Below are 19,204 nucleotides of genomic sequence, written 5' to 3'. Positions count from 1 at the left end.
CATGCACAAGGAGCGTGTCATGCCGGCCATCGGCCAAGGTTTGCGGGAGTTGCGGCGGCGGCGGCAGTTGTCGACACGCCAGCTGGCCATCCGGTCGGGCATATCCCACTCGACCATATCGCTGATCGAGCGCGACAGGCTGAGCCCCTCGGTCGACACGCTCGGCGCCATTCTGGAAGCGATGGGGGGCACGATGAGCGGCTTCTTCTCGCAGCTCGCCGCAACCACGCCGCACTCTCCCTTCTACCGCGCGGCCGACCTGCCGGAGGCCGGGCGGCCGACCAGCATCAGCTACCGGATCGTCGGCATCAACCATCCGAACCGCGCCATACTGATGCTGCATGAATCCTATGCGCCGGGGGCCGATACGGGCGATGCGATCAGCCATGCCGCGCAGGAAGCCGGGGTGATCACCGCCGGTTCCGTCGAGGTGACGGTGGGCGATGTGCGAGAGGTCCTGAACGTGGGCGATGGCTATTATTTCGACAGCAGCCGTCCCCATCGCTTCCGCAATGTCGGGTCGGAACCGGCGCAGATCGTCAGCGCCATCACCCCGCCGACTTATTGAGCGCGGCGTTGCTGCACCACAGGCCAGTTTGCAGGCTTCTGCTGGTCGGAATATTCACCAGTGGTTTTTAGCGGATGCAGAGCCGGGGTGGAGTATGGTTGTCTTTCGCCAGCCTGCCACGGAACCTCAAGGGGGAATGACCATCATGAAGAGCCGATTTTCGACACTTGCCGGCGCTGTCGCCCTGGGCCTCGCCCTGGCTGCCGGCCCGGCCGCCGCGCGTGACCTGACGGTCGTGTCCTGGGGTGGCAACTACCAGGACGCGCAGCGCGAAATCTACTTCAAGCCCTTCGCCGAAAAGACAGGCAAGCCCCTGCTCGAGGAATCGTGGGATGGCGGCTACGGTGTGATCGCGGCCAAGATGGAAACGCGCCCGGCCAACTGGGATGTCGTCCAGGTCGAGGCGGAAGAGCTCGCGCTTGGCTGTGCGGACGGCCTGTATGAGACGGTCGACTGGTCGAAGCTCGGCGGCGAGGACGCCTTCATTCCATCCGCCGTCAGCGAATGCGGTGTGGGCGCCATCGTCTGGACGACGGGTCTCTCCTATGATGGCGACAAGATGCAGACGGCGCCGGCCAGCTGGGCCGATTTCTGGGATACGCAGAAATTCCCGGGCAAGCGCGGCCTGCGCCGCGGGCCGAAATACGCGCTCGAATTCGCCCTCATGGCCGATGGCGTCGCGCCCAAGGAAGTCTACGACGTTCTGCGCACGCCCGAAGGCGTCGATCGTGCCTTCGCCAAGCTCGACGAGCTGAAGTCCGACATCGTGTGGTGGGAAGCCGGCGCCCAGCCGATCCAGCTCCTGGCCTCGGGAGAGGTCGTCATGACCTCTGCCTATAACGGTCGCCTGACGGGTATCAACCGGACGGAGAAGCGCAATCTGAAGATTGTCTGGCCCGGCAGCATCTATGCCGTCGACAGCTGGGTCGTCCTGAAGGATTCGCCCAACAAAGACGCCGCCTTCGACTTCATCGCCTTTGCGAGCGCGCCGGAGAACCAGTCCAAGCTGCCGGAATATATCGCCTACGGTCTGCCGAACATCGAGGCGGGCAAGCTCATCGACGCCGCCCAGGCGGCCGAACTGCCGACCGCGCCCGAAAACCTCGAATCCTCGATCAGCCTGGATACCGACTTCTGGATCGACAACATCGAGGAACTCAACACGCGCTTCAACGCCTGGTTGGCGCAATAACCATACGAGAAAGCATGGCGGGCGCTTCCGCGCCCGCCGCCGCCCCTGCCTAGAAGGACCAGCCTGCCGCATGTCCGATCGCGCCTTCATTCACCTCCACGACGTCGCCAAGTCTTATGGCCCCATGAAGGTCGTGGAAGGCCTGAACCTCGAAGTCGCCAAGGGCGAGTTTCTCAGTCTCCTCGGCCCTTCGGGCTCCGGCAAGACGACGATCCTGATGATGCTGGCCGGCTTCGAACAGGCGACGAGCGGCACGATCTGGCTGGATGGCGTCCGCCTGAACGATCTGCCGCCGCACAAGCGCGGCATGGGGGTCGTGTTCCAGAACTACGCCCTGTTTCCGCATATGAGCGTGGCCGACAATGTCGCCTTTCCGTTGGAGATGCGTGGCGTCGGCAAGGCCGAGCGCGAGGACCGCGTGCGCGCGGCGCTGGACCGTGTGCGGCTCGGCCACCTGGCGGATCGCAAGCCGCAGCAACTGTCCGGCGGCCAGCAGCAACGCGTGGCGCTGACGCGCGCGCTCGTCTTCGAGCCCAAGGTCATCCTGATGGACGAGCCGCTCGGCGCGCTCGACAAGCAGCTGCGCGAGGAAATGCAGCTCGAGATCCGCGCCCTGCACAAGCGGCTGGGCCTCACCATCGTCTTCGTGACGCATGACCAGTCCGAAGCGCTGACCATGTCGGACCGGATCGCCATCTTCGACAAGGGGCGGATCGCGCAGATCGGCGCGCCCGCCGATGTCTACGACCGGCCGGAAAACCGCTTCGTGGCGCAATTCATCGGCGAGACGAATTTCGTGGAAGCCCGGCTGACCGGGCATGACGGCCAATCGGCGCTTCTGGAGCTGCCGGGCGGCCCGGTCGTCCGCGCGAGCGCCCCGGCCGGGCTCGCCAGCGGGCCGGCCCTTCTATCGATCCGGCCCGAGCGCCTGGCGCTCGACCGCATTCCGGCCCATGCCAACCGCATATCGGCGACGGTGGAGGATGCGGTCTACCAGGGCGATCACATCCGCCTGCATCTGAATGCCGGCCCCCTGATGCTCGTGGCGCGCCTGGAGCGTTCGGCCCGCAGCTTTTCACCGGGCGAGCGCGTCGAAGTCTCCTTCGACGCCGCCGACTGCGCGGTCTTTGCCGCATGAACGATATCCCCGCCTCCGCTCGGCTGCGCGCCGGCCTTCTGATCCTGCCCCTGGCGCTGTTCCTCGGCATCTTCTTCATCTGGCCGCTCTGGACCATGGTATCGGTGGCCGTGCGGGACGATGCCATGGCCGGAGCCCTGCCCCGGACCGCGGCCATCATCGGGGAATGGGACGGTGAGGCCCCGCCGCCGGCCGAGATCCAGGGCGCGTTCATGGCCGATCTGAACGGCGCCGACAATGCGACGCTCGGCCCGGCCGTGCGCCGCCTGAACAGTGCCGTCTCCGGTTTCCGGACCTTGATGAGCAAGACCCAGCGTGCCGCGCGTGACTATACGCCGGACACCCCGGTGGACATGGTTGGGATCGATGCGCGCTGGGGCGATGCCGCCTACTGGACGGCCATCCAGAATGCCGCCAGCCCCTATACGGACCGCAATCTCCTGGCCGCGCTCGACCTCACCCGGGACGATGCCGGCGAAATTTCCAGCCTGCCGGCGGGAAGCTCGGCCAACCGGCTGATCATCTGGCGGACCTTCTCCATCGCGGCCATCATCACCCTGGCCTGCATCGCCATCGGTCTGCCCTATGCCATGGTGGCGGCATCGGTGACCGGCTGGAAGCGCAACCTCCTGCTCCTGGCCGTGCTCCTGCCGCTCTGGACATCGCTCCTGGTGCGAACGGCGGCCTGGTTCATCCTCCTGCAGGACCAGGGCCTGATCAACCAGGCCCTGACGGGCCTCGGCCTGATCGACGGCCCCTTGCCGCTGATCTTCAACCGGGCGGGCGTCATCGTCGCGATGACGCATGTCCTCCTGCCTTTCATGGTGCTGCCGATCTTTTCGGTGATCACCGCCATCCCGGCCAACCTGATGCCGGCTGCCGCCTCGATGGGCGCTTCGCCGTTCCGGGCATTCCTGCGCGTTCTCCTGCCGCTGAGCCTGCCGGGGGTTCTGTCGGGATCGCTCCTCGTCTTCATGGTCGCCATCGGCTACTATATCACGCCCGCGCTCGTCGGCGGACCGAACGACCAGATGATCTCCTCGATCATCGCCTTCTACGCGCTGCAGACCGCCAATTGGGGCATGGCGGGCGCGCTCGGCATCATCCTCCTGGTGGTGACCACGCTGCTCTACCTCGTCTACAATCGCCTGTCGCGCAACGGCGCGCCGCTGGGAGCCTGATGTCCATGCGCGCCGCCAAGCTCATCTTCGCGCTCCTGGCCGTCGGCTTCCTGCTTCTGCCGCTGGTCGCCATCCTGCCGCTCGCCTTCACCGACTCGATCTTCCTGACCTATCCGATCCCCTCCCTGTCATTGCGGTGGTTCGACGAGCTCGCCACTGCGCCGGTCTGGCAACGGTCCATCGTCAACTCCCTGATCGTCGGCGGAGGGGCGACCCTCCTGTCGGTGGTGCTCGGCACGCTCGCGGCGCTCGGCCTGTCGGGCCGCGCTCTGCCCTTTGCCGGGCTGTTCCGCACGGTCTTCCTGTTGCCCATGGTGGTGCCCGCCGTGGTGCTGGGCGTCGGACTGCAGATATCGCTGGCGCGGATCGGCCTGTCCTCGACCTATCTGGGGGTGATCGTCTCCCATTCGGTCCTGTGCATTCCCTTCGTCATCGTCAGCGTGTCCACCGCGCTCGCCGGGATCGACCGCACGGCGCTGCGGGCAGCCGCCAGCCTCGGGGCAGGCCCGATCACCGTCTTTCGCCGCGTGACGATGCCGCTGGCCATGCCCGGCATCGTCACCGGCGCCGTCTTCGCCTTCGCCACCTCGCTGGACGAGGTCGTCCTGACGCTCTTCGTCGCCGGGCCGAACCAGCGCACGCTCGCCCGGCAGATGTTCTCCTCGATCCGCGAGAATATCAGCCCGGCCGTGGCGGCGGCGGCTTTCATCCTGATCCTCGGGACGTTGCTCCTGGCGGGGCTCGCCGCACTGCTGCGCTGGCGCCAGCAGCGGATCCTGACCGCCCGGAGCTGACCGGGCGCAGACATGCTATCGTCGGCTGGGAACGGTCCCGGCCGACCTGTACTTTGAAAGGAAATGCGATCATGTCCACGGCACTGCCCAATTCCGTCTACGCACGGGACGTGGAATATCTGCTGCACCCCGTAACCAACGCGCGCAAGCACGAGGAGATGGGCCCGATCGTCATCGACCGTGGCGAGGGCATCTTCGTCTACGACGATCAGGGCAACCAGTATATCGAGGCGATGGCGGGCCTGTGGAGCGTGGCCGTCGGCTTCGGCGAAAAGCGCATTGCCGATGCCGCCTACAAGCAGCTCCAGAAGCTGCCCTACTACCACACCTTCAGCCACAAGACGAACGAGCCCTCGGTCGACCTGGCCGAACGGCTGGTGCGCATGACGCCCGAACGCGTCAATCGCGTCTTCTTCACCAATTCCGGCTCCGAGGCGAACGACACCGTCGTCAAGCTGATCTGGTACTACAACAATGCCCGCGGCCGCCCGCAGAAGAAGACCTTCCTGTCACGGCAGAACGCCTATCACGGCATCACGATGGTGTCGGGCTCACTCACCGGCCTGCCTGTCAACCACCGCGATTTCGATCTGCCGATCATTCCCGTCCGTCATCTGACCTGCCCCCATTACTGGCGCTTCGGCCAGCCGGGTGAAAGCGAAGCCGCCTTCACCGACCGGCTGATTTGCGAGCTCGAGGACACCATCGCGCGCGAAGGCGCCGACACGATCGCCGCCTTCATCGGCGAGCCGCTGATGGGTGCGGGCGGCGTGCTGCCGCCGCCGGAAGGCTATTGGGCGCGGGTGCAGGAGGTCTGCCGCCGGAACGATATCCTGATCGTGGCCGACGAGGTCATCAACGGCTTCGGCCGCCTCGGCACGACCTTCGCCTGCGAATATTACGGCATCGATCCGGACGTGCTCGTCACCTCCAAGCAGATCGCATCCTCCTATGCGCCGCTGGCCGCCATCATCATGTCCGACGAGATCTACCAGGGCATCGCGGACAACACGGCCAGGATCGGCACGCTCGGGCATGGTTTCACCACGACGGGTCACCCGGTCTCCTGCGCCATCGCCAACGAGAACCTCGCCATCATCGAGGAGCGCGGCCTCGTCGCCAACGCCAAGGCGTCCGGCGCGGTGCTGCAGTCGGAGCTCGCGCGCTTCGCGGATCATCCGCTGGTGGGCGACGTGCGCGGCGCCGGGCTGATCGCGGCGGTGGAGCTGGTCGCCGACAAGGCCACCAAGGCCCGGTTCGACCCGGTCGGGCGGGCCGGCGGCATCCTCTTCGGCAAGGGGCATGAGCACGGCGTCATCATCCGGGCCATTGGCGACCAGATCGCCTTCTGCCCGCCGCTGATCATCACCCAGGATGAAGTGCGTGAAATGGTGGCCCGCTTCGGCCGCGCGCTGGACGATACCTACGCCGCGCTCAAGGCGGACGGCGTCGTCGCAGGCTGAAGCTGACAAAGCGGCCGGGCCTCGACGGCCCGGCCGGCCCCGCTTGTCAGGCGTTCGAGCGCTCGGACGTATCCATGGCTTGCGGCGCGGATGCCGCCACGACCCTGGCGATGGACCGCTCCAGCCCCTTCAGATCGTAAGGCTTGGTCAGGATCGTGGTGCGGGCCGGGTCGAAATCCTCGATCCCGTTCACGCTGCGATCCCCCGTGGCGAAGACGATGCCGAGGCCCGGCCGCAATTCCAGCGCCCGCTTGGCAAGCTCCGGCCCGGAAATGCCGGGAAGGTTGACATCTGTCACCAGCACGGCCACCGGCATGGTCTGCAGCGCGGTCATCGCCTCTTCCGCGCTGCCGGCCTCGACCACGAGATGGCCCAGATCCTTCAGGATCTCGGCCGTGTTCAGCCGGATCATCATGTCGTCCTCGACCAGCATGACGGATACGCCGACAATGCCGGCGCCCCCGTCGGTGCCGGGCGCCACGGGCTCGGCCGGGGCGGATGCCGCCTGGACCTGCGCCCGGTTCGCCAGGACATGGCGCACCTTCCGGGCCAAGGCCTCCCGCGTGTAGGGCTTGGACAATAGGTTGACGCCCGCATCCAGCCGGCCGCCATGCACGATCGAATTTTCCGTGTAGCCGGAGGTGAAGAGCACCGCCACGCCGGGCAGCCGCTCGCGCGCCTTGCGCGCCAGTTCGGGGCTCTTCAGCGCGCCGGGCATCACAACGTCGGTGAAGATCAGGTCGATCGCGATGCCGCTTTCCACGACGTTCAGCGCCGACTGCGCGTCCACCGCCTTCAGGACCCGGTAGCCGAGGTCGTTCAGCATCTCCACGACGGTGGAGCGGACCTCGTCGTCATCCTCGACGACAAGCACCGTCTCGGTGCCGCCCGTCACCGGGCCGGCATCCACATCGACCTCGACATCCTCCGCCTCCAGCGCGCGCGGCAGGTAGAGGCGGATGGTCGTGCCGTGCCCCGGCTCCGAGTAGATCTTGACGTGGCCGCCCGACTGCTTGACGAAACCGTAGACCATGGACAGGCCGAGGCCGGAGCCCTTGCCCTCCCCCTTGGTGGAGAAGAACGGCTCGAAGACGCGCTCCACGATCTCCGGCGCCATGCCGCAGCCCGTATCCGACACGGCCAGCATGACATACTGGCCGGCCTTCACCTCGTCATGGCTGCGGGCATAATCATCGTCGAGGCTCGCATTGCCGAGTTCGATGGTCAGCTTGCCCTGGCCCTCCATCGCGTCGCGCGCGTTGATGGCAAGGTTCAGGAGCGCATTCTCGATCTGGTTGGGGTCGATGAAGGTGTTCCACAACCCGCCGCCCACGACGGTCTCGATTTCGATCCCCTCGCCGATGGCGCGGCGCAGCATGTCGTCCATCCCGCGCACGAAGCGCGTTACGTTGACGACCTTCGGCTCCAGGGCCTGCCGCCGACCGAAGGCCAGGAGCTGTGCGGCAAGCTTCGAGCCGCGCGCCACGCCGGCCATGGCGTTGTGGACGCGGCGTTCGGCACGCTCATTGCCCATGATATCCTTGGACAGGAGTTGCAGATTGCCGGACACGACCTGCAGGAGATTGTTGAAATCATGCGCGACGCCGCCGGTGAGCTTGCCGATGCTCTCCATCTTCTGCGCCTGGGCAAGCGCGACCTCGGCCTGGCGCCGTTCTGCGATGGCTTCCACGATGCGCGTTTCCAGCGTCTCGTTGAGCTGGCGTAGCTGATCTTCGGCGCGCTTGCGGTGCTTGATCTGCCGTTCGAGCTGCTCGGCATGTTCCTGCAAGGCCCGCGCCTGCTCGCGCTGGTCGGTGACGTCGGTGTGCACGCCGACCCATTCGCGGATGGAACCGTCATCGTCGAGCGAGGGAACGGCGCGGATGGCGAACCACCGCCACGCACCGTCGGCGCGCCGCACGCGATGCTCGAAGACAAAGGTGGAGCGGCTTTCCACGGCCTCGTTCCAAGCCGCGACGGTGGCGGCACGGTCATCGGGATGGACGGCGTCCGCCCAGCCGAATTCGGCGCATTCCGCCTCGCTCTGGCCGGTCAGCCCCTGCCAGCCGGGTTGCGGGCCCTTCATCCGCCCGTCGGCGCTGTTGGTCCAGACCACCCCGTCGACCGCCGCGACCGCGGCCTCGAAGCGGCGGTTGCTGAAGGCGAGCGCCTGGCGGGCCCGCACCCGGTCGGTGTTCTCGATCACCGTGCAAAGGACGCCGCCGACCGTGTCTTCGTTGACATAGATGGGCGTGTAGAAGAGGTCGAAATAAACCTCCTCCATCGTGCCATGACGGTTCAGCACCATGCGCTGGTCATGGAAGGCCTGGACCTGGCCCTTCAGGCCGGTGGCGAGGATGCGGGCGTTGAACTCCCAGATCTCCGGCCAGACCGCGTCGACCAGACCGCCGAATGCCGTCGGATGGTGCCGGCCGGCAATGGCGATGTATCCGTCATTGTAGATCATGCGGTGGCGGGGCCCCCACATGAGGACCTTCGGCACGGGCGAGTCGATCATCGTATCGACGGTCACGCGCAGATGCGGGCACCAGCCATCGAGCGCGCCCAGCTCCGTCGCAGACCAATCGAAACCGTGCAGGAGGGCACCCGTCTCGCCGCCACGCGGAGGTCTGGACCCAAGCGTCGTCACTTGATCGTTCATGGGCATCTCGCTGTCAGGAACAGCTGCTATATGTCCATTACCAGTTCAAATGCCAAATCAAATTTCGTACCCGGCGATTATTTCGCCGCGGCCTGTCGCCGCGTCGCGGCGGTCACCGTATTGCGCAGAAGGAAGGCGATCGTCATGGGCCCGACACCCCCGGGCACCGGCGTCAGCGCGGCCGCGACCGCCAGGGCTTCGTCGAAGCAGACATCGCCGACGAGCCGGCCCTTCGCCTCACCCTCGCGCGGGTCCAGCCGGTTTATGCCGACATCGATCACGGTTGCCCCCGGCTTGATCCAGTCGCCCCGCACGAGGTTCGGGCGGCCGACGGCGGCCACCAGAATATCGGCGGTGCGGCACAGGGCGGGAAGCTCCCGCGTGCGCGAATGCGCCATGGTGACGGTGGCATTGGCGCCGAGGAGAAGCTGGGCCACGGGCTTGCCGACGAGGTTCGATCGGCCGAGCACGACCGCGTTCAGCCCGGTGACATCGCCCAAGGTCCGGCTGATCAGGTGCATGGCGCCGAGCGGCGTGCAGGGCACGAGCCCCGGCAGCCCGGCCATCAGGCGGCCGGCATTTTCCGGGTGCAGCCCGTCCACGTCCTTCTCAGGATCGATGGCCGCGATGACCGGGCCGGCATCGAGCGGCGCCGGCAGGGGCAGCTGCACGAGAATGCCATCCACCGCCGGGTCTGCGTTCAACTGCGCCACCAGCGCCAGAAGATCGGCCTCAGCCGTATCGGCGGGGAGCCGGTGCTCGAAGCTTTCCATCCCGGCTTCCCGGGTCAGGCGGACCTTGGAGCCGACATAGACCTCGCTGGCGGGATCGGATCCGACCAGCACGACCGCCAGCCCCACCTTGCGTCCGTGCGCGGCTTCGAATGCCGCCGCATCGGTTGCCACCAGGGCGCGGACCCGAGCGGCTTCCGCCTTGCCGTCGATGATAGTTGCGGCCATGTGCCCTCTCCTTCAGTCGCGAAAGACGACCGTCTTCGATCCGTTCGCAATGACCCGGTTGTCGAGGTGCCAGGCGATTGCGCGGGACAGGACCCGGCGCTCGATGTCGCGCCCCTTGCGCACCAGGTCCTCGGGCGTGTCGTGGTGCGATATGCGCTCGACGTCCTGCTCGATGATCGGCCCCTCGTCGAGGTCGGCCGTCACGTAATGGGCCGTCGCGCCGATGAGCTTCACGCCGCGGCGATGGGCCTGGTGGTAGGGCCTGGCGCCCTTGAAGCCCGGCAGGAAGGAATGGTGGATGTTGATGCACTTGCCGGCCAGCTTGGCCGCCAGCCCATCGGACAGGATCTGCATGTAGCGCGCCAGAACGACGAGCTCGGCCCCGGTGGACTGCACCACGCGCCACACATCGGCTTCCTGTTCCAGCTTGGTCTGGCGGGATACGGGCAGATAGTGGAAGGGCACATCCGCGAAATCGAGATGGGCGTAGGTCTCTCGCGGGTAGTTGGCGACGATGCCGACGATGTCCATCGACAACTCACCGATCCGCCAGCGATAGAGAAGATCGGCCAGGCAGTGATCGAAGCGCGATACGAGGATGAGAACCTTGGCCCGCTCGCCGACGGCGGAAAGCTTCCACACCATGCCAAAGCCGTCCGCAATCGGCGCAAAGCCTTGCGTCAGCGTGTCGCCATCGGGCACGGGGCCCACGAAGTTGAAGCGCACGCGCATGAAGAAGCGGCCCGTCTCGGCATCGTCGAACTGATGCGCCTCGCGAATGTCGGCACCCACCTCGTAGAGATGGCGCGACACGGCCGCCACGATGCCCGGCTTGTTCGGGCAGGACAGGGTCAGGACATATTCTTCGGACATGGCTGCGACTCCACGGGCGGCATGTTGCACCGCCTATAAGACATATGCAGCCATAGGTGAACTCCGTTTGCGAAAGCGGGCCTGCCCTGCCCGACGATGGGCTGGCCCGCTCGCGCCTGCCGCTCAGCGGCGCTGGTTGTAGACGTCGATGCAGACGGCGCCCAAGAGCACCAGACCCTTGATGACCTGCTGATAATCGATGCCGATGCCCAGGATCGACATGCCGTTGTTCATCACGCCCATGATGAAGGCGCCGATCACCGCTCCAACGACCTTGCCGACACCGCCATAGGCCGAGGCCCCGCCGATGAAGCAGGCGGCAATGACGTCGAGCTCGAAGCCGAGGCCTGCCTTCGGCGTTGCGGTGTTGAGCCGCGCGGCGAAGATCAGCCCCGCCAGCGCGGCCAAAACGCCCATATTGACGAAGGTGTAGAAGGTCAGGCGCTCGGTCATGACACCGGACAGCTTGGCCGCTTTCTCATTGCCGCCCACGGCATAGATCTGCCGCCCGATCGTGGTGCGGTTGGCCACGAAGGCATAGAGCGCGATGAGCGCCACCATGATGATCAGAACGTTGGGCAGGCCGCGCAGCGAGGCCAGGAGATAGGTGAAGTAGGTGATGACCGTGAAGAGCACGATGTTCTTCAAAACGAAGAAGCCGTAGGGCTCCGTCTCGGTGTTGTGCAATTGCTGGCGCGCCCGGTTGCGGAAGTTCAGATAGACGAGCGCCAGCGCAAGCGCTGTGCCCAAAATGAGCGAGGTGAGCTTCAGGCCGGGCGTGTCGAAGGCATCGGGAATGAAGCCGGAGGACAGGCGCTGGAAGCTCGTCGGGAACGGGCCGACCGACGCGCCGCCCAGCACCGCCAGGCTCAGCCCCTTGAAGACGAGCATGCCGGCCAGCGTGACGATGAAGGACGGAATGCGCAGGTAAGCCACGAACCAGCCCTGCGCCGCGCCGATGACCCCACCGATGACGAGGCAGATGGCCGCCGCCGCGATGGCCGGCATTCCGAGCTTGACCATCAGCACCGCGGCCACCGCGCCGACGAAGCCGGCGACGGAGCCGACCGACAGGTCGATATGGCCCGACACGATCACCAGGAGCATGCCCAGCGCCATGATGACGATGTAGCTGTTCTGCAGGATCAGGTTGGTCAGATTGAGCGGTCGCATCAGCGTGCCGTCCGTCATGACCTGGAAGAAGATCATGATCGCCAGCAGCGACAGGAGCATGCCGTAGTCACGCAGATTGTTCTTGAGGAAGCCGGTGTAATCGCGCTTCTGCGCGACGGCCGTATTGTCGCTCATTGAAGGATCTCCTTGCGCATGATGGCGCGCATGATCTTCTCCTGGCTGGCCTCCTCCCGCTGGAAGGCGCCGACGAACTGCCCCTCGTTCATCACCATGATGCGGTCGCAGATGCCGAGGAGTTCGGGCATTTCGGAAGAGATCATCACGACCCCCTTACCGCTGTCGGCAAGGTCGTTGATGATGGAATAGATTTCGTATTTCGCACCCACGTCGATGCCGCGCGTCGGCTCGTCCAGGATGAGCACCTCGGGCTCGGCGAAGAGCCATTTGGACAGGACGACCTTCTGCTGGTTCCCGCCCGACAGCTTGCCGGTATCCTGGTAGACGCTGGAAGACCGGATGCGCATGCGCTGCCGGTAGCCCTCGGCGGTCTTGAGCTCCGCGATATCGTCCAGCACGCCGCGGTTCGAGACACCGTTCAGATGCGCCAGGGTGATGTTCTTGCGGATATCCTCGTCGAGGAGCAGGCCGAGCTGCTTGCGATCCTCGGTCACATAGGCAAGCCCCGCCGCAATGGCGCGCGGAACGGTGGTCAGGTCCACGGGCTTGCCGTGCATCTGCACCTCGCCGCGGATGTTGCGGCCCCATGACCGTCCGAAGACGCTCATGGCAAATTCCGTGCGGCCCGCGCCCATCAGCCCGGCAATGCCGACGATCTCCCCTGCCCGGACCGAGAAGTTCAGCTTGTGCACGGCATCCCGGCCGGGGCGTAGCGGGTCCTCGACACTCCAGTCGCGCACCTCGAAGATGGTCTCCCCGATCTTCGGCACGCGCTTGGGAAAACGGCTTTCGAGATCGCGATCGACCATACGGCGGATGATCTCGTCCTCCGGCACGGGGCCCTCGTGGCAATCAATCGTGCCCACCGTGCGGCCATCGCGCAGAACGGTGATGCGGTCCGCGACGCGGGAAATCTCGTTCAGCTTGTGCGAGATGAGGATCGAGGAGATTCCCTGCCGCCGGAACTCCATGAGAAGGTTCAGGAGCGCGTCGGAATCGGCCTCGTTCAGGCTCGCGGTCGGCTCGTCCAGGATGAGCAGGCGCACCTTCTTGGACAAAGCCTTGGCGATCTCGACCAGCTGCTGCTTGCCGACGCCGATATCGGCGATGCGGGTGTCCGGATTGTCCTTCAGCCCCACCTTGTCCAGAAGCGCCCGCGACTGCTCGAACACCGCCGAGCGATCGATCACGCCGAAGCGCGTCGGCGCGTTGCCGAGAAAGATGTTCTCGGCGATCGACATGAGCGGGATCAGGGCCAGTTCCTGATGGATGATGATGATGCCGAGCGCCTCGGAATCGTTGACGGTGCGAAACTGCCGCTCCTCTCCTTCGAAGAGGATCTGCCCGTCATAGGAGCCGTGGGGGTAGACCCCCGACAGGACCTTCATCAAGGTCGATTTTCCGGCCCCGTTCTCTCCCACCACGGCGTGGATCTCCGCCGGCATGACCGACAGGTTCACATCGCTCAGCGCTTTCACGCCGGTGAAGGATTTGGATATGCCGCGCATTTCCAGAATGGCGTTCATGCTGAGCCTTTCCTGCCCCGCACGCTGAAGGGCGGGGCGCCTTTCGGCGCCCCTTTCGATCCTACTTGATCTGGTCTTCGGTGTAGTAGCCGCTGTCGACCAGGACCTGCTTCCAGTTGTCCTTGGTCACGATGACCGGCTTCAGGAGGTAGGACGGCACGGTCTTCACGCCGTTCTCGTAGGTCGTGGTGTCGTTGACCTCGGGCTGCCCGCCGCTGACCACGGCGTCGACCATGTTGGCCGTCACCTTGGCGAGTTCGCGCGTATCCTTGAAGATGGTCGAGGTCTGCTCGCCCGCCAGGATCGACTTGATCGAGGGAACCTCGGCGTCCTGGCCGGTGACGACGGGCATCTTCATGTCGCCGGAGCCGTAGCCCACGCCCTTGAGCGAGGACAGGATGCCGATCGACAGGCCGTCATAGGGCGACAGGACCGCATCGAGCTTCTTGTCCGTGTAGTAGGCGGACAGGATGTTGTCCATGCGCGCCTGCGCCACCGCGCCGTCCCAGCGCAGGGTCGAGACCTTGTCCATGCCGGTCTGGCCCGACTGGACGACGATCTTGCCGCTGTCGATATAGGGCTGCAGCACGCTCATGGCGCCATTGTAGAAGAAGTAGGCGTTGTTATCATCCGGCGAGCCGCCGAAGAGCTCGACGTTGAAGGGGCCTTCCGCGGTCTTCAGGCCGAGGCTGTCGACGATGGACGTCGCCTGCAGAACACCCACCTGGAAGTTGTCGAAGGTGGCGTAATAGTCGACGTTCGGCGTATCGCGGATGAGGCGGTCATAGGCAATCACCTTGACACCCGTATCGGCTGCCTGCTGCAGCACGTCCGACAGCGTCGTGCCGTCGATGGACGCGATGACCAGGACCTTGGCGCCCTTCACGACCATGTTCTCCACCTGGGAGAGCTGGTTCGGGATATCGTCCTCGGCATATTGCAGGTCGGTCTCGTAACCGCGGTCCTGCAGGGTCTTGGACATGTTGTTGCCGTCGTCGATCCAGCGTGCCGAGGACTTCGTCGGCATGGCGATGCCCACGAGCCCCTTGTCCTGCGCCACTGCGGGCATCGCCATGGACGCACCGATCGCCAGGGCCGCGGCCCATTTCACCAGTCTGTTCATTTCCGGTACCTCCCATACGGCCGCACCATGCGAACCGCAAAACCTCCAGCGCGCACCCCTGCGGCTGGAAACTCCCCCGGCCGGGCGTCTAGTCCCTGCCGTAAACCGCATCATAGGCGTCGATCGTCGCCCGGGCGCGCTGCGCCACCACCTCCGGCGACATGCCCGGCTTGTAAAGGCTGGAGCCGAGGCCGAAGGTCCGAAGGCCGATCGTCGCAAAGCCGGCAAAGTCCGCCTCGGACACTCCGCCCACCGCACCCAGCACCGTGCCCCTGGGCAGCACCGCCGAAATGGCGGCGATGCCGGATGGGCCGAGCACGCTGGCCGGAAAGAACTTCAGGGCGCTCGCCCCGGCGCGCAACGCCGCAAAGGCCTCGCTGGGCGTGAAGATGCCGGGCATGGTCACCATGCCGAGCCGGGCCGCATGGCCGATGACGGCGGCATCGACATTCGGGCTCACGGTCAACCGCCCGCCCACATGGGCAAGCCGGTCCACATCCTCGACGCTCAGCACCGTGCCCGCGCCGATCAGGCAATCGGGCGGCGCCACGCGCAAGGCCGCCTCGATGGAGCGGAACGGCGCGGGCGAGTTCAGCGGGATTTCGATCGCCTCGAAACCGGCTTCGACCAGCGCGCCGATCACTGGCTCGATCTCGTCGATGGTGATTCCGCGCAGGATGGCCACCAGATCGCGCCGCAGCGTGGGCCAGGGTGTCGCTTGGATCTCGCTCATGCGCCCGCATCCTCCAGGGTAACGCCCCGCGCGGCCCGGATCAGGCCGTTGCGGACACAGATATCGGCATCCACCTGCGCAACCCGCGCCACGCCGACGGCATCGAGCGCGCGCCCATAGGCCTCTGCGCCCGGGCCCGCCCCGACCAGGCAGCAGCCGTCGAGCGCGCCGTGCAGCTTGGCCGCGCCGGCGAGTTCTGCGCCGATCAGGAGGCCGGACAGCCGCGCCAGCGTCCGTGCCGGCGGCGTGTCGTCCAGGAGCCAGGATGCGCGAAGCCCGAAGAGCCGGTTGGCGATGCCTTCCGGCGCCTCGAAGCCATCGCGAACCGCCTGCGCAAAGGCGGGCGTATCCGTGTCCGGGCCCTCGGCGCTGGAGGGCAAGGCCTGGGCGAGCACCGAGTTGGGCGCACCGCGCAGATGGGCGAAGATCTCGCCCGTCATGAAGGTGGAAAAGCGTGTCAGGCGCCCGCCCTCCAGCCGGACCCACTTCGTATGCGTTCCGGGCATCAGGACAAGGCCGTCTTCCCGGCCGAGGCCGAGAAGCTTGGTTTCCTCCCCCCGCATGACGTCGGGCGCGAAGCCGCGTTGCGCCACGCCCGGCAGGATCCGCGTTTCCCGGCGCACCCCGGCCACCCGCGCGGCATGCCGCCCGAGATCGATGAGCGCCACCGGCGCGTCGATATAGGGCACCTCCATCCAGCCGGTGCGCGAGCCGACCATGCCGCAGAGCATGGCGGGCACGTCGGGGCCGATGCCGGCCGCCTGCGCATGGCGCTCCAGCACCGCCTCGAACCCTTCGGACACCGCCGACATCAAACCGTCGGCGGCGCGCCGCTCGCACAGCACCTCCCCTTCCGGTCCGAGCGCCCACATGCGGAAGCTGGTCGTGCCCCAGTCAACGGCCAGTGCGACGGCTTCGCTCATCGCCCCTACTCCGCGAAGGGGCGTGCCAGCGGCCAGGCCTGGCCGCGGGCACCGGGGTCGATCAGGAAGGTCTGGCCGTGGGCCGGCTCGGCGGCCTTGGCCGCATCGCCCATGCCCTGCCAGGCACTGGTGACGATCATGCGGTCGAGGTTCCGCCCGACAAAGGCCGGGCAGGACGTGTTGCTGGCCGGAAGCGGCAGGCTGCGGACCGGTTCGCCCTCCGGCGTATAGGCCTGGACCTGCGCCGCACCCCATTGCGCCACCCAGATCAGCCCCTGCGCATCCACCACCGCGCCGTCGAGGCCGCCCTTGCCCACATGCTTGTGCAGGACGGAGGGCTCGCCCACCGGCAGTCCGGTCTGCGGATTGACGGCAACCTTCATCAGGGCGTTCACATCCGTATCGGTGAAGTAGGCCGTGGCCGCATCCGGGGAAAAGCAGATCGCATTGGGAATGGTGACATTGGCGAAGAGCCGGACCGCCCCCCCGCGCGAAACGCAGTAGATGGAGCCGGCCTCCTTCTCGGCCTTGCGGCCCATCGTGCCGATCCACAAGGCGCCGGAGGGGTGGACCCGCCCGTCATTGGACCGGTTGCCCGGCTTGTCGGCCTCAAGCGACAGAAGATGCTCCAGCCGCCCGTCGGCGACATGGCGCACGAAGATCCCCTCGTCGGAGGCGAGAAGCTGGCGCTGCGCATCGATCTCGGCCAGGACCGATCCCATGACGGGCAGCGTGTGGAGCTGTGTCTCACCCGTATCGAGATCGTGCACGTAGAGCCGGCGCTCGACGATATCGAACCAGGCGGCGCGACCGGCGAGCGGCAGCCAGGCTGCCCCTTCGCCCAGGTGGCAATGATCGTCCGACAGGATCGTCACGGCGCCCATTCTCGTCTCCTTCCGCCCGGATCGAGGCTTAGTGATTGTCGCGCGGGAGGCCCTGGGTCTGGGCGATGCGCTGATAGCGCACCGCCGGCTCCAGCACCGCACCGGTTTCCATCTGCCCGACGATGCCGCGCTGGATTTCCTGCCAGGGCGTCTGGTGCGCGGGGAAATGGTACCCGCCTTCCGCTGCGAGCGCCTTGTGCCGGGCTTCCAGCTCCGCATCGTCGATCAGGATATTGGCCGATCCCTTCTCGAGGTCGATCCGGACCCGATCCCCCGTCCGAAGGATGGCAAGGCCGCCGCCGGCCGCCGCCTCGGGCGAAGCGTTCAGGATGGAGGGCGATCCCGATGTGCCGGACTGGCGCCCGTCGCCGATACAGGCGAGCGAGGTGACACCCTTGCGGATCAGATAGTCCGGCGCGCGCATGTTGACCACTTCCGCCGCACCAGGGTAGCCGATCGGCCCCGCCCCGCGCATGAAGAGCACCGTATGCTCGTCGATGCCGAGCGCGGGATCGTCGATCCGGTGGTGGTAATCCTCCGGCCCGTCGAACACCACCGCACGCCCTTCGAAGGCATTGGGATCCGTCGGGTCAGACAGGTAGCGCTCGCGGAACTCGGGCGAGATGACGCTGGTCTTCATGATGGCGGAGGTGAAGAGATTGCCCTTCAGCACGATGAAGCCGGCCTGCGCCTTCAGCGGCTGGTCGAAGGTCCGGATCACCTTGGCGTCCTCGATGATGGCGCCGCGGCAGTTTTCGCCGATCGTCTTGCCGTTCACCGTCATGGCGTCTTCGTGGATCAGCCCCTGCTCCATGAGCTGGTTGACCACGGCCGGCACACCGCCGGCATGGTAATAATCCTCGGCCAGGTACTCGCCGGCCGGCTGCAGGTTCACCAGAAGCGGAATGTCGTGGCCATAGGTCTGCCAGTCGTCGATGGTGAGTTCCACGCCCATATGCCGCGCAAGCGCGTTCAGGTGGATCGGCGCGTTGGTCGAGCCGCCGATGGCCGAGTTCACGCGGATCGCATTGATGAAGGATTCGCGCGTCATGATGTCGGAGGGCTTCATATCCTCGCGCACCATGTCCACGATGCGCAGGCCCGTGCGGTAGGACACTTCCTGCCGGTCGCGATAGGGTGCCGGTATGGCGGCCGAACCGGGAAGCTGCATGCCGAGCGCCTCGGCCAGCGAGTTCATGGTCGAGGCCGTGCCCATCGTGTTGCAATAGCCCGTCGAGGGGGCCGAGGAGGCGACCAGCTTGACGAAGCCCTGATAGTCGATCTCGCCCTTGGCCATCAGCTCGCGGGCCTTCCAGACGATCGTGCCCGAGCCCGTCCGCTCGCCGCGGAACCAGCCGTTCAGCATCGGACCGACCGACAGCGCGATGGCCGGAATGTTGACCGTCGCGGCGGCCATCAAGCAGGCCGGGGTGGTCTTGTCGCAGCCGATGGTCAGGACCACGCCATCCAGCGGATAGCCGTAAAGCACCTCGACAAGCCCGAGATAGGCGAGGTTACGGTCGAGCCCGGCCGTCGGGCGCTTGCCCGTTTCCTGGATCGGATGCACGGGAAATTCGATGGCGATGCCGCCGGCTTCCCGGATGCCCTCGCGCACGCGCTGGGCGAGCTCCAGATGGTGCCGGTTGCAGGGTGACAGGTCCGAGCCCGTCTGTGCGATCCCGATGATCGGCTTGCCGGACTGCAGCTCCTCCTGGCTCAGGCCGAAATTCATGTAGCGCTCGAGGTAGAGCGCCGTCATGTCGGCGTTCAGCGGATTGTCGAACCAGGCGCGCGAGCGCAGTTTGTTCGGCGTGGTGGTCGTCAGGTCCTGGCTCATTGCGGTCGGCTTTCCTGCCCTAGCGTGTCGATTGTGG

At 66.2% G+C, this 19,204-nt stretch carries 16 protein-coding genes; 6 read left to right on the top strand and 10 right to left on the bottom strand.

The window, feature by feature from the left end:
- Positions 1-19 precede the first annotated feature (19 nt).
- The 6 genes from AUL30_RS14645 to AUL30_RS14620 all read left to right on the top strand — a co-directional run bounded on the left by AUL30_RS14645 (position 20) and on the right by AUL30_RS14620 (position 6,336).
- Positions 20-568, top strand: coding sequence for a cupin domain-containing protein (locus AUL30_RS14645; RefSeq protein ID WP_062228691.1), 549 nt, complete (start codon positions 20-22; stop codon positions 566-568).
- Between the two features lie 145 nt (positions 569-713).
- Entirely contained in the window at positions 714-1,760 is a 1,047-nt protein-coding gene (locus AUL30_RS14640) for an ABC transporter substrate-binding protein (RefSeq protein ID WP_062228690.1), read from the top strand.
- 70 nt (positions 1,761-1,830) lie between these two features.
- Positions 1,831-2,898, top strand: coding sequence for an ABC transporter ATP-binding protein (locus tag AUL30_RS14635; protein ID WP_062228643.1), 1,068 nt, complete (start codon positions 1,831-1,833; stop codon positions 2,896-2,898).
- On the top strand, positions 2,895-4,079 hold the full coding sequence (locus AUL30_RS14630) for an ABC transporter permease (RefSeq protein ID WP_062228642.1): 1,185 nt from the start codon (positions 2,895-2,897) through the stop codon (positions 4,077-4,079). The genes AUL30_RS14635 and AUL30_RS14630 overlap by 4 nt, the downstream gene beginning before the upstream one ends.
- Positions 4,079-4,873, top strand: coding sequence for an ABC transporter permease (locus tag AUL30_RS14625; RefSeq protein ID WP_062228641.1), 795 nt, complete (start codon positions 4,079-4,081; stop codon positions 4,871-4,873). The genes AUL30_RS14630 and AUL30_RS14625 overlap by 1 nt, the downstream gene beginning before the upstream one ends.
- A 71-nt stretch (positions 4,874-4,944) precedes the next feature.
- The gene (locus tag AUL30_RS14620; protein WP_062228640.1) at positions 4,945-6,336 is read left to right on the top strand and encodes an aspartate aminotransferase family protein; all 1,392 of its coding nucleotides are present in this window, start codon (positions 4,945-4,947) and stop codon (positions 6,334-6,336) included.
- A 46-nt stretch (positions 6,337-6,382) separates the two neighbouring features.
- On the opposite strand, the gene AUL30_RS14615 is transcribed toward AUL30_RS14620, so the two are convergent.
- The 10 genes from AUL30_RS14615 to AUL30_RS14570 form a co-directional block, all read right to left on the bottom strand.
- Complete coding sequence (locus tag AUL30_RS14615) at positions 6,383-8,998, bottom strand: hybrid sensor histidine kinase/response regulator (protein ID WP_157070185.1); 2,616 nt, start codon at positions 8,996-8,998, stop codon at positions 6,383-6,385.
- Between the two features lie 77 nt (positions 8,999-9,075).
- Entirely contained in the window at positions 9,076-9,957 is an 882-nt protein-coding gene (folD, locus tag AUL30_RS14610; protein ID WP_062228638.1) for a bifunctional methylenetetrahydrofolate dehydrogenase/methenyltetrahydrofolate cyclohydrolase FolD, read from the bottom strand.
- 12 nt (positions 9,958-9,969) lie between these two features.
- A complete protein-coding gene (gene purU, locus AUL30_RS14605) occupies positions 9,970-10,830 on the bottom strand; it encodes a formyltetrahydrofolate deformylase (protein WP_062228637.1) in 861 nt (286 codons plus the stop codon).
- Between the two features lie 123 nt (positions 10,831-10,953).
- Positions 10,954-12,138 carry a multiple monosaccharide ABC transporter permease gene (gene mmsB, locus AUL30_RS14600; RefSeq protein ID WP_062228636.1) on the bottom strand — a complete coding sequence of 395 codons (1,185 nt, stop codon included), beginning with the start codon at positions 12,136-12,138 and terminating at the stop codon, positions 10,954-10,956.
- On the bottom strand, positions 12,135-13,667 hold the full coding sequence (gene mmsA / locus AUL30_RS14595; RefSeq protein WP_062228635.1) for a multiple monosaccharide ABC transporter ATP-binding protein: 1,533 nt from the start codon (positions 13,665-13,667) through the stop codon (positions 12,135-12,137). The genes mmsB and mmsA overlap by 4 nt, the downstream gene beginning before the upstream one ends.
- Before the next feature lie 61 nt (positions 13,668-13,728).
- Positions 13,729-14,790, bottom strand: coding sequence for a multiple monosaccharide ABC transporter substrate-binding protein (chvE, locus tag AUL30_RS14590; protein ID WP_062228634.1), 1,062 nt, complete (start codon positions 14,788-14,790; stop codon positions 13,729-13,731).
- 88 nt (positions 14,791-14,878) lie between these two features.
- Positions 14,879-15,523 (bottom strand): 2-dehydro-3-deoxy-6-phosphogalactonate aldolase, encoded by a 645-nt coding sequence (locus AUL30_RS14585; protein WP_062228633.1) that lies wholly within the window; start codon positions 15,521-15,523, stop codon positions 14,879-14,881.
- Positions 15,520-16,446: a 2-dehydro-3-deoxygalactonokinase gene (locus tag AUL30_RS14580; protein WP_062228632.1), complete on the bottom strand. Its 927-nt coding sequence runs from the start codon at positions 16,444-16,446 to the stop codon at positions 15,520-15,522. Before AUL30_RS14580 ends, AUL30_RS14585 begins: the two co-directional genes overlap by 4 nt.
- Before the next feature lie 5 nt (positions 16,447-16,451).
- Positions 16,452-17,330, bottom strand: a complete 879-nt coding sequence (locus tag AUL30_RS14575; protein ID WP_062228631.1) for an SMP-30/gluconolactonase/LRE family protein — start codon at positions 17,328-17,330, stop codon at positions 16,452-16,454.
- 28 nt (positions 17,331-17,358) lie between these two features.
- Positions 17,359-19,167, bottom strand: coding sequence for an IlvD/Edd family dehydratase (locus AUL30_RS14570; RefSeq protein ID WP_062228630.1), 1,809 nt, complete (start codon positions 19,165-19,167; stop codon positions 17,359-17,361).
- Between the last annotated feature and the right edge of the window lie 37 nt (positions 19,168-19,204).

Source organism: Aureimonas frigidaquae, assembly GCF_001463905.1.
In the GTDB taxonomy this organism is placed as follows: domain Bacteria; phylum Pseudomonadota; class Alphaproteobacteria; order Rhizobiales; family Rhizobiaceae; genus Aureimonas; species Aureimonas frigidaquae.
This window is presented reverse-complemented; position numbering and strand designations above follow the sequence as displayed.

Coding starts and splice junctions, on each gene's coding strand:
- AUL30_RS14640 (WP_062228690.1), top strand. CDS start 714: ATGAAGAGCCGATTTTCGACACTTGCCGGCGCTGTCGCCCTGGGCCTC.
- AUL30_RS14630 (WP_062228642.1), top strand. CDS start 2,895: ATGAACGATATCCCCGCCTCCGCTCGGCTGCGCGCCGGCCTTCTGATC.
- folD (WP_062228638.1), bottom strand. CDS start 9,957: ATGGCCGCAACTATCATCGACGGCAAGGCGGAAGCCGCTCGGGTCCGC.
- AUL30_RS14635 (WP_062228643.1), top strand. CDS start 1,831: ATGTCCGATCGCGCCTTCATTCACCTCCACGACGTCGCCAAGTCTTAT.
- AUL30_RS14570 (WP_062228630.1), bottom strand. CDS start 19,167: ATGAGCCAGGACCTGACGACCACCACGCCGAACAAACTGCGCTCGCGC.
- AUL30_RS14645 (WP_062228691.1), top strand. CDS start 20: ATGCCGGCCATCGGCCAAGGTTTGCGGGAGTTGCGGCGGCGGCGGCAG.
- mmsB (WP_062228636.1), bottom strand. CDS start 12,138: ATGAGCGACAATACGGCCGTCGCGCAGAAGCGCGATTACACCGGCTTC.
- AUL30_RS14580 (WP_062228632.1), bottom strand. CDS start 16,446: ATGAGCGAAGCCGTCGCACTGGCCGTTGACTGGGGCACGACCAGCTTC.
- AUL30_RS14615 (WP_157070185.1), bottom strand. CDS start 8,998: ATGAACGATCAAGTGACGACGCTTGGGTCCAGACCTCCGCGTGGCGGC.
- AUL30_RS14585 (WP_062228633.1), bottom strand. CDS start 15,523: ATGAGCGAGATCCAAGCGACACCCTGGCCCACGCTGCGGCGCGATCTG.
- mmsA (WP_062228635.1), bottom strand. CDS start 13,667: ATGAACGCCATTCTGGAAATGCGCGGCATATCCAAATCCTTCACCGGC.
- chvE (WP_062228634.1), bottom strand. CDS start 14,790: ATGAACAGACTGGTGAAATGGGCCGCGGCCCTGGCGATCGGTGCGTCC.
- AUL30_RS14625 (WP_062228641.1), top strand. CDS start 4,079: ATGTCCATGCGCGCCGCCAAGCTCATCTTCGCGCTCCTGGCCGTCGGC.
- AUL30_RS14575 (WP_062228631.1), bottom strand. CDS start 17,330: ATGGGCGCCGTGACGATCCTGTCGGACGATCATTGCCACCTGGGCGAA.
- AUL30_RS14620 (WP_062228640.1), top strand. CDS start 4,945: ATGTCCACGGCACTGCCCAATTCCGTCTACGCACGGGACGTGGAATAT.
- purU (WP_062228637.1), bottom strand. CDS start 10,830: ATGTCCGAAGAATATGTCCTGACCCTGTCCTGCCCGAACAAGCCGGGC.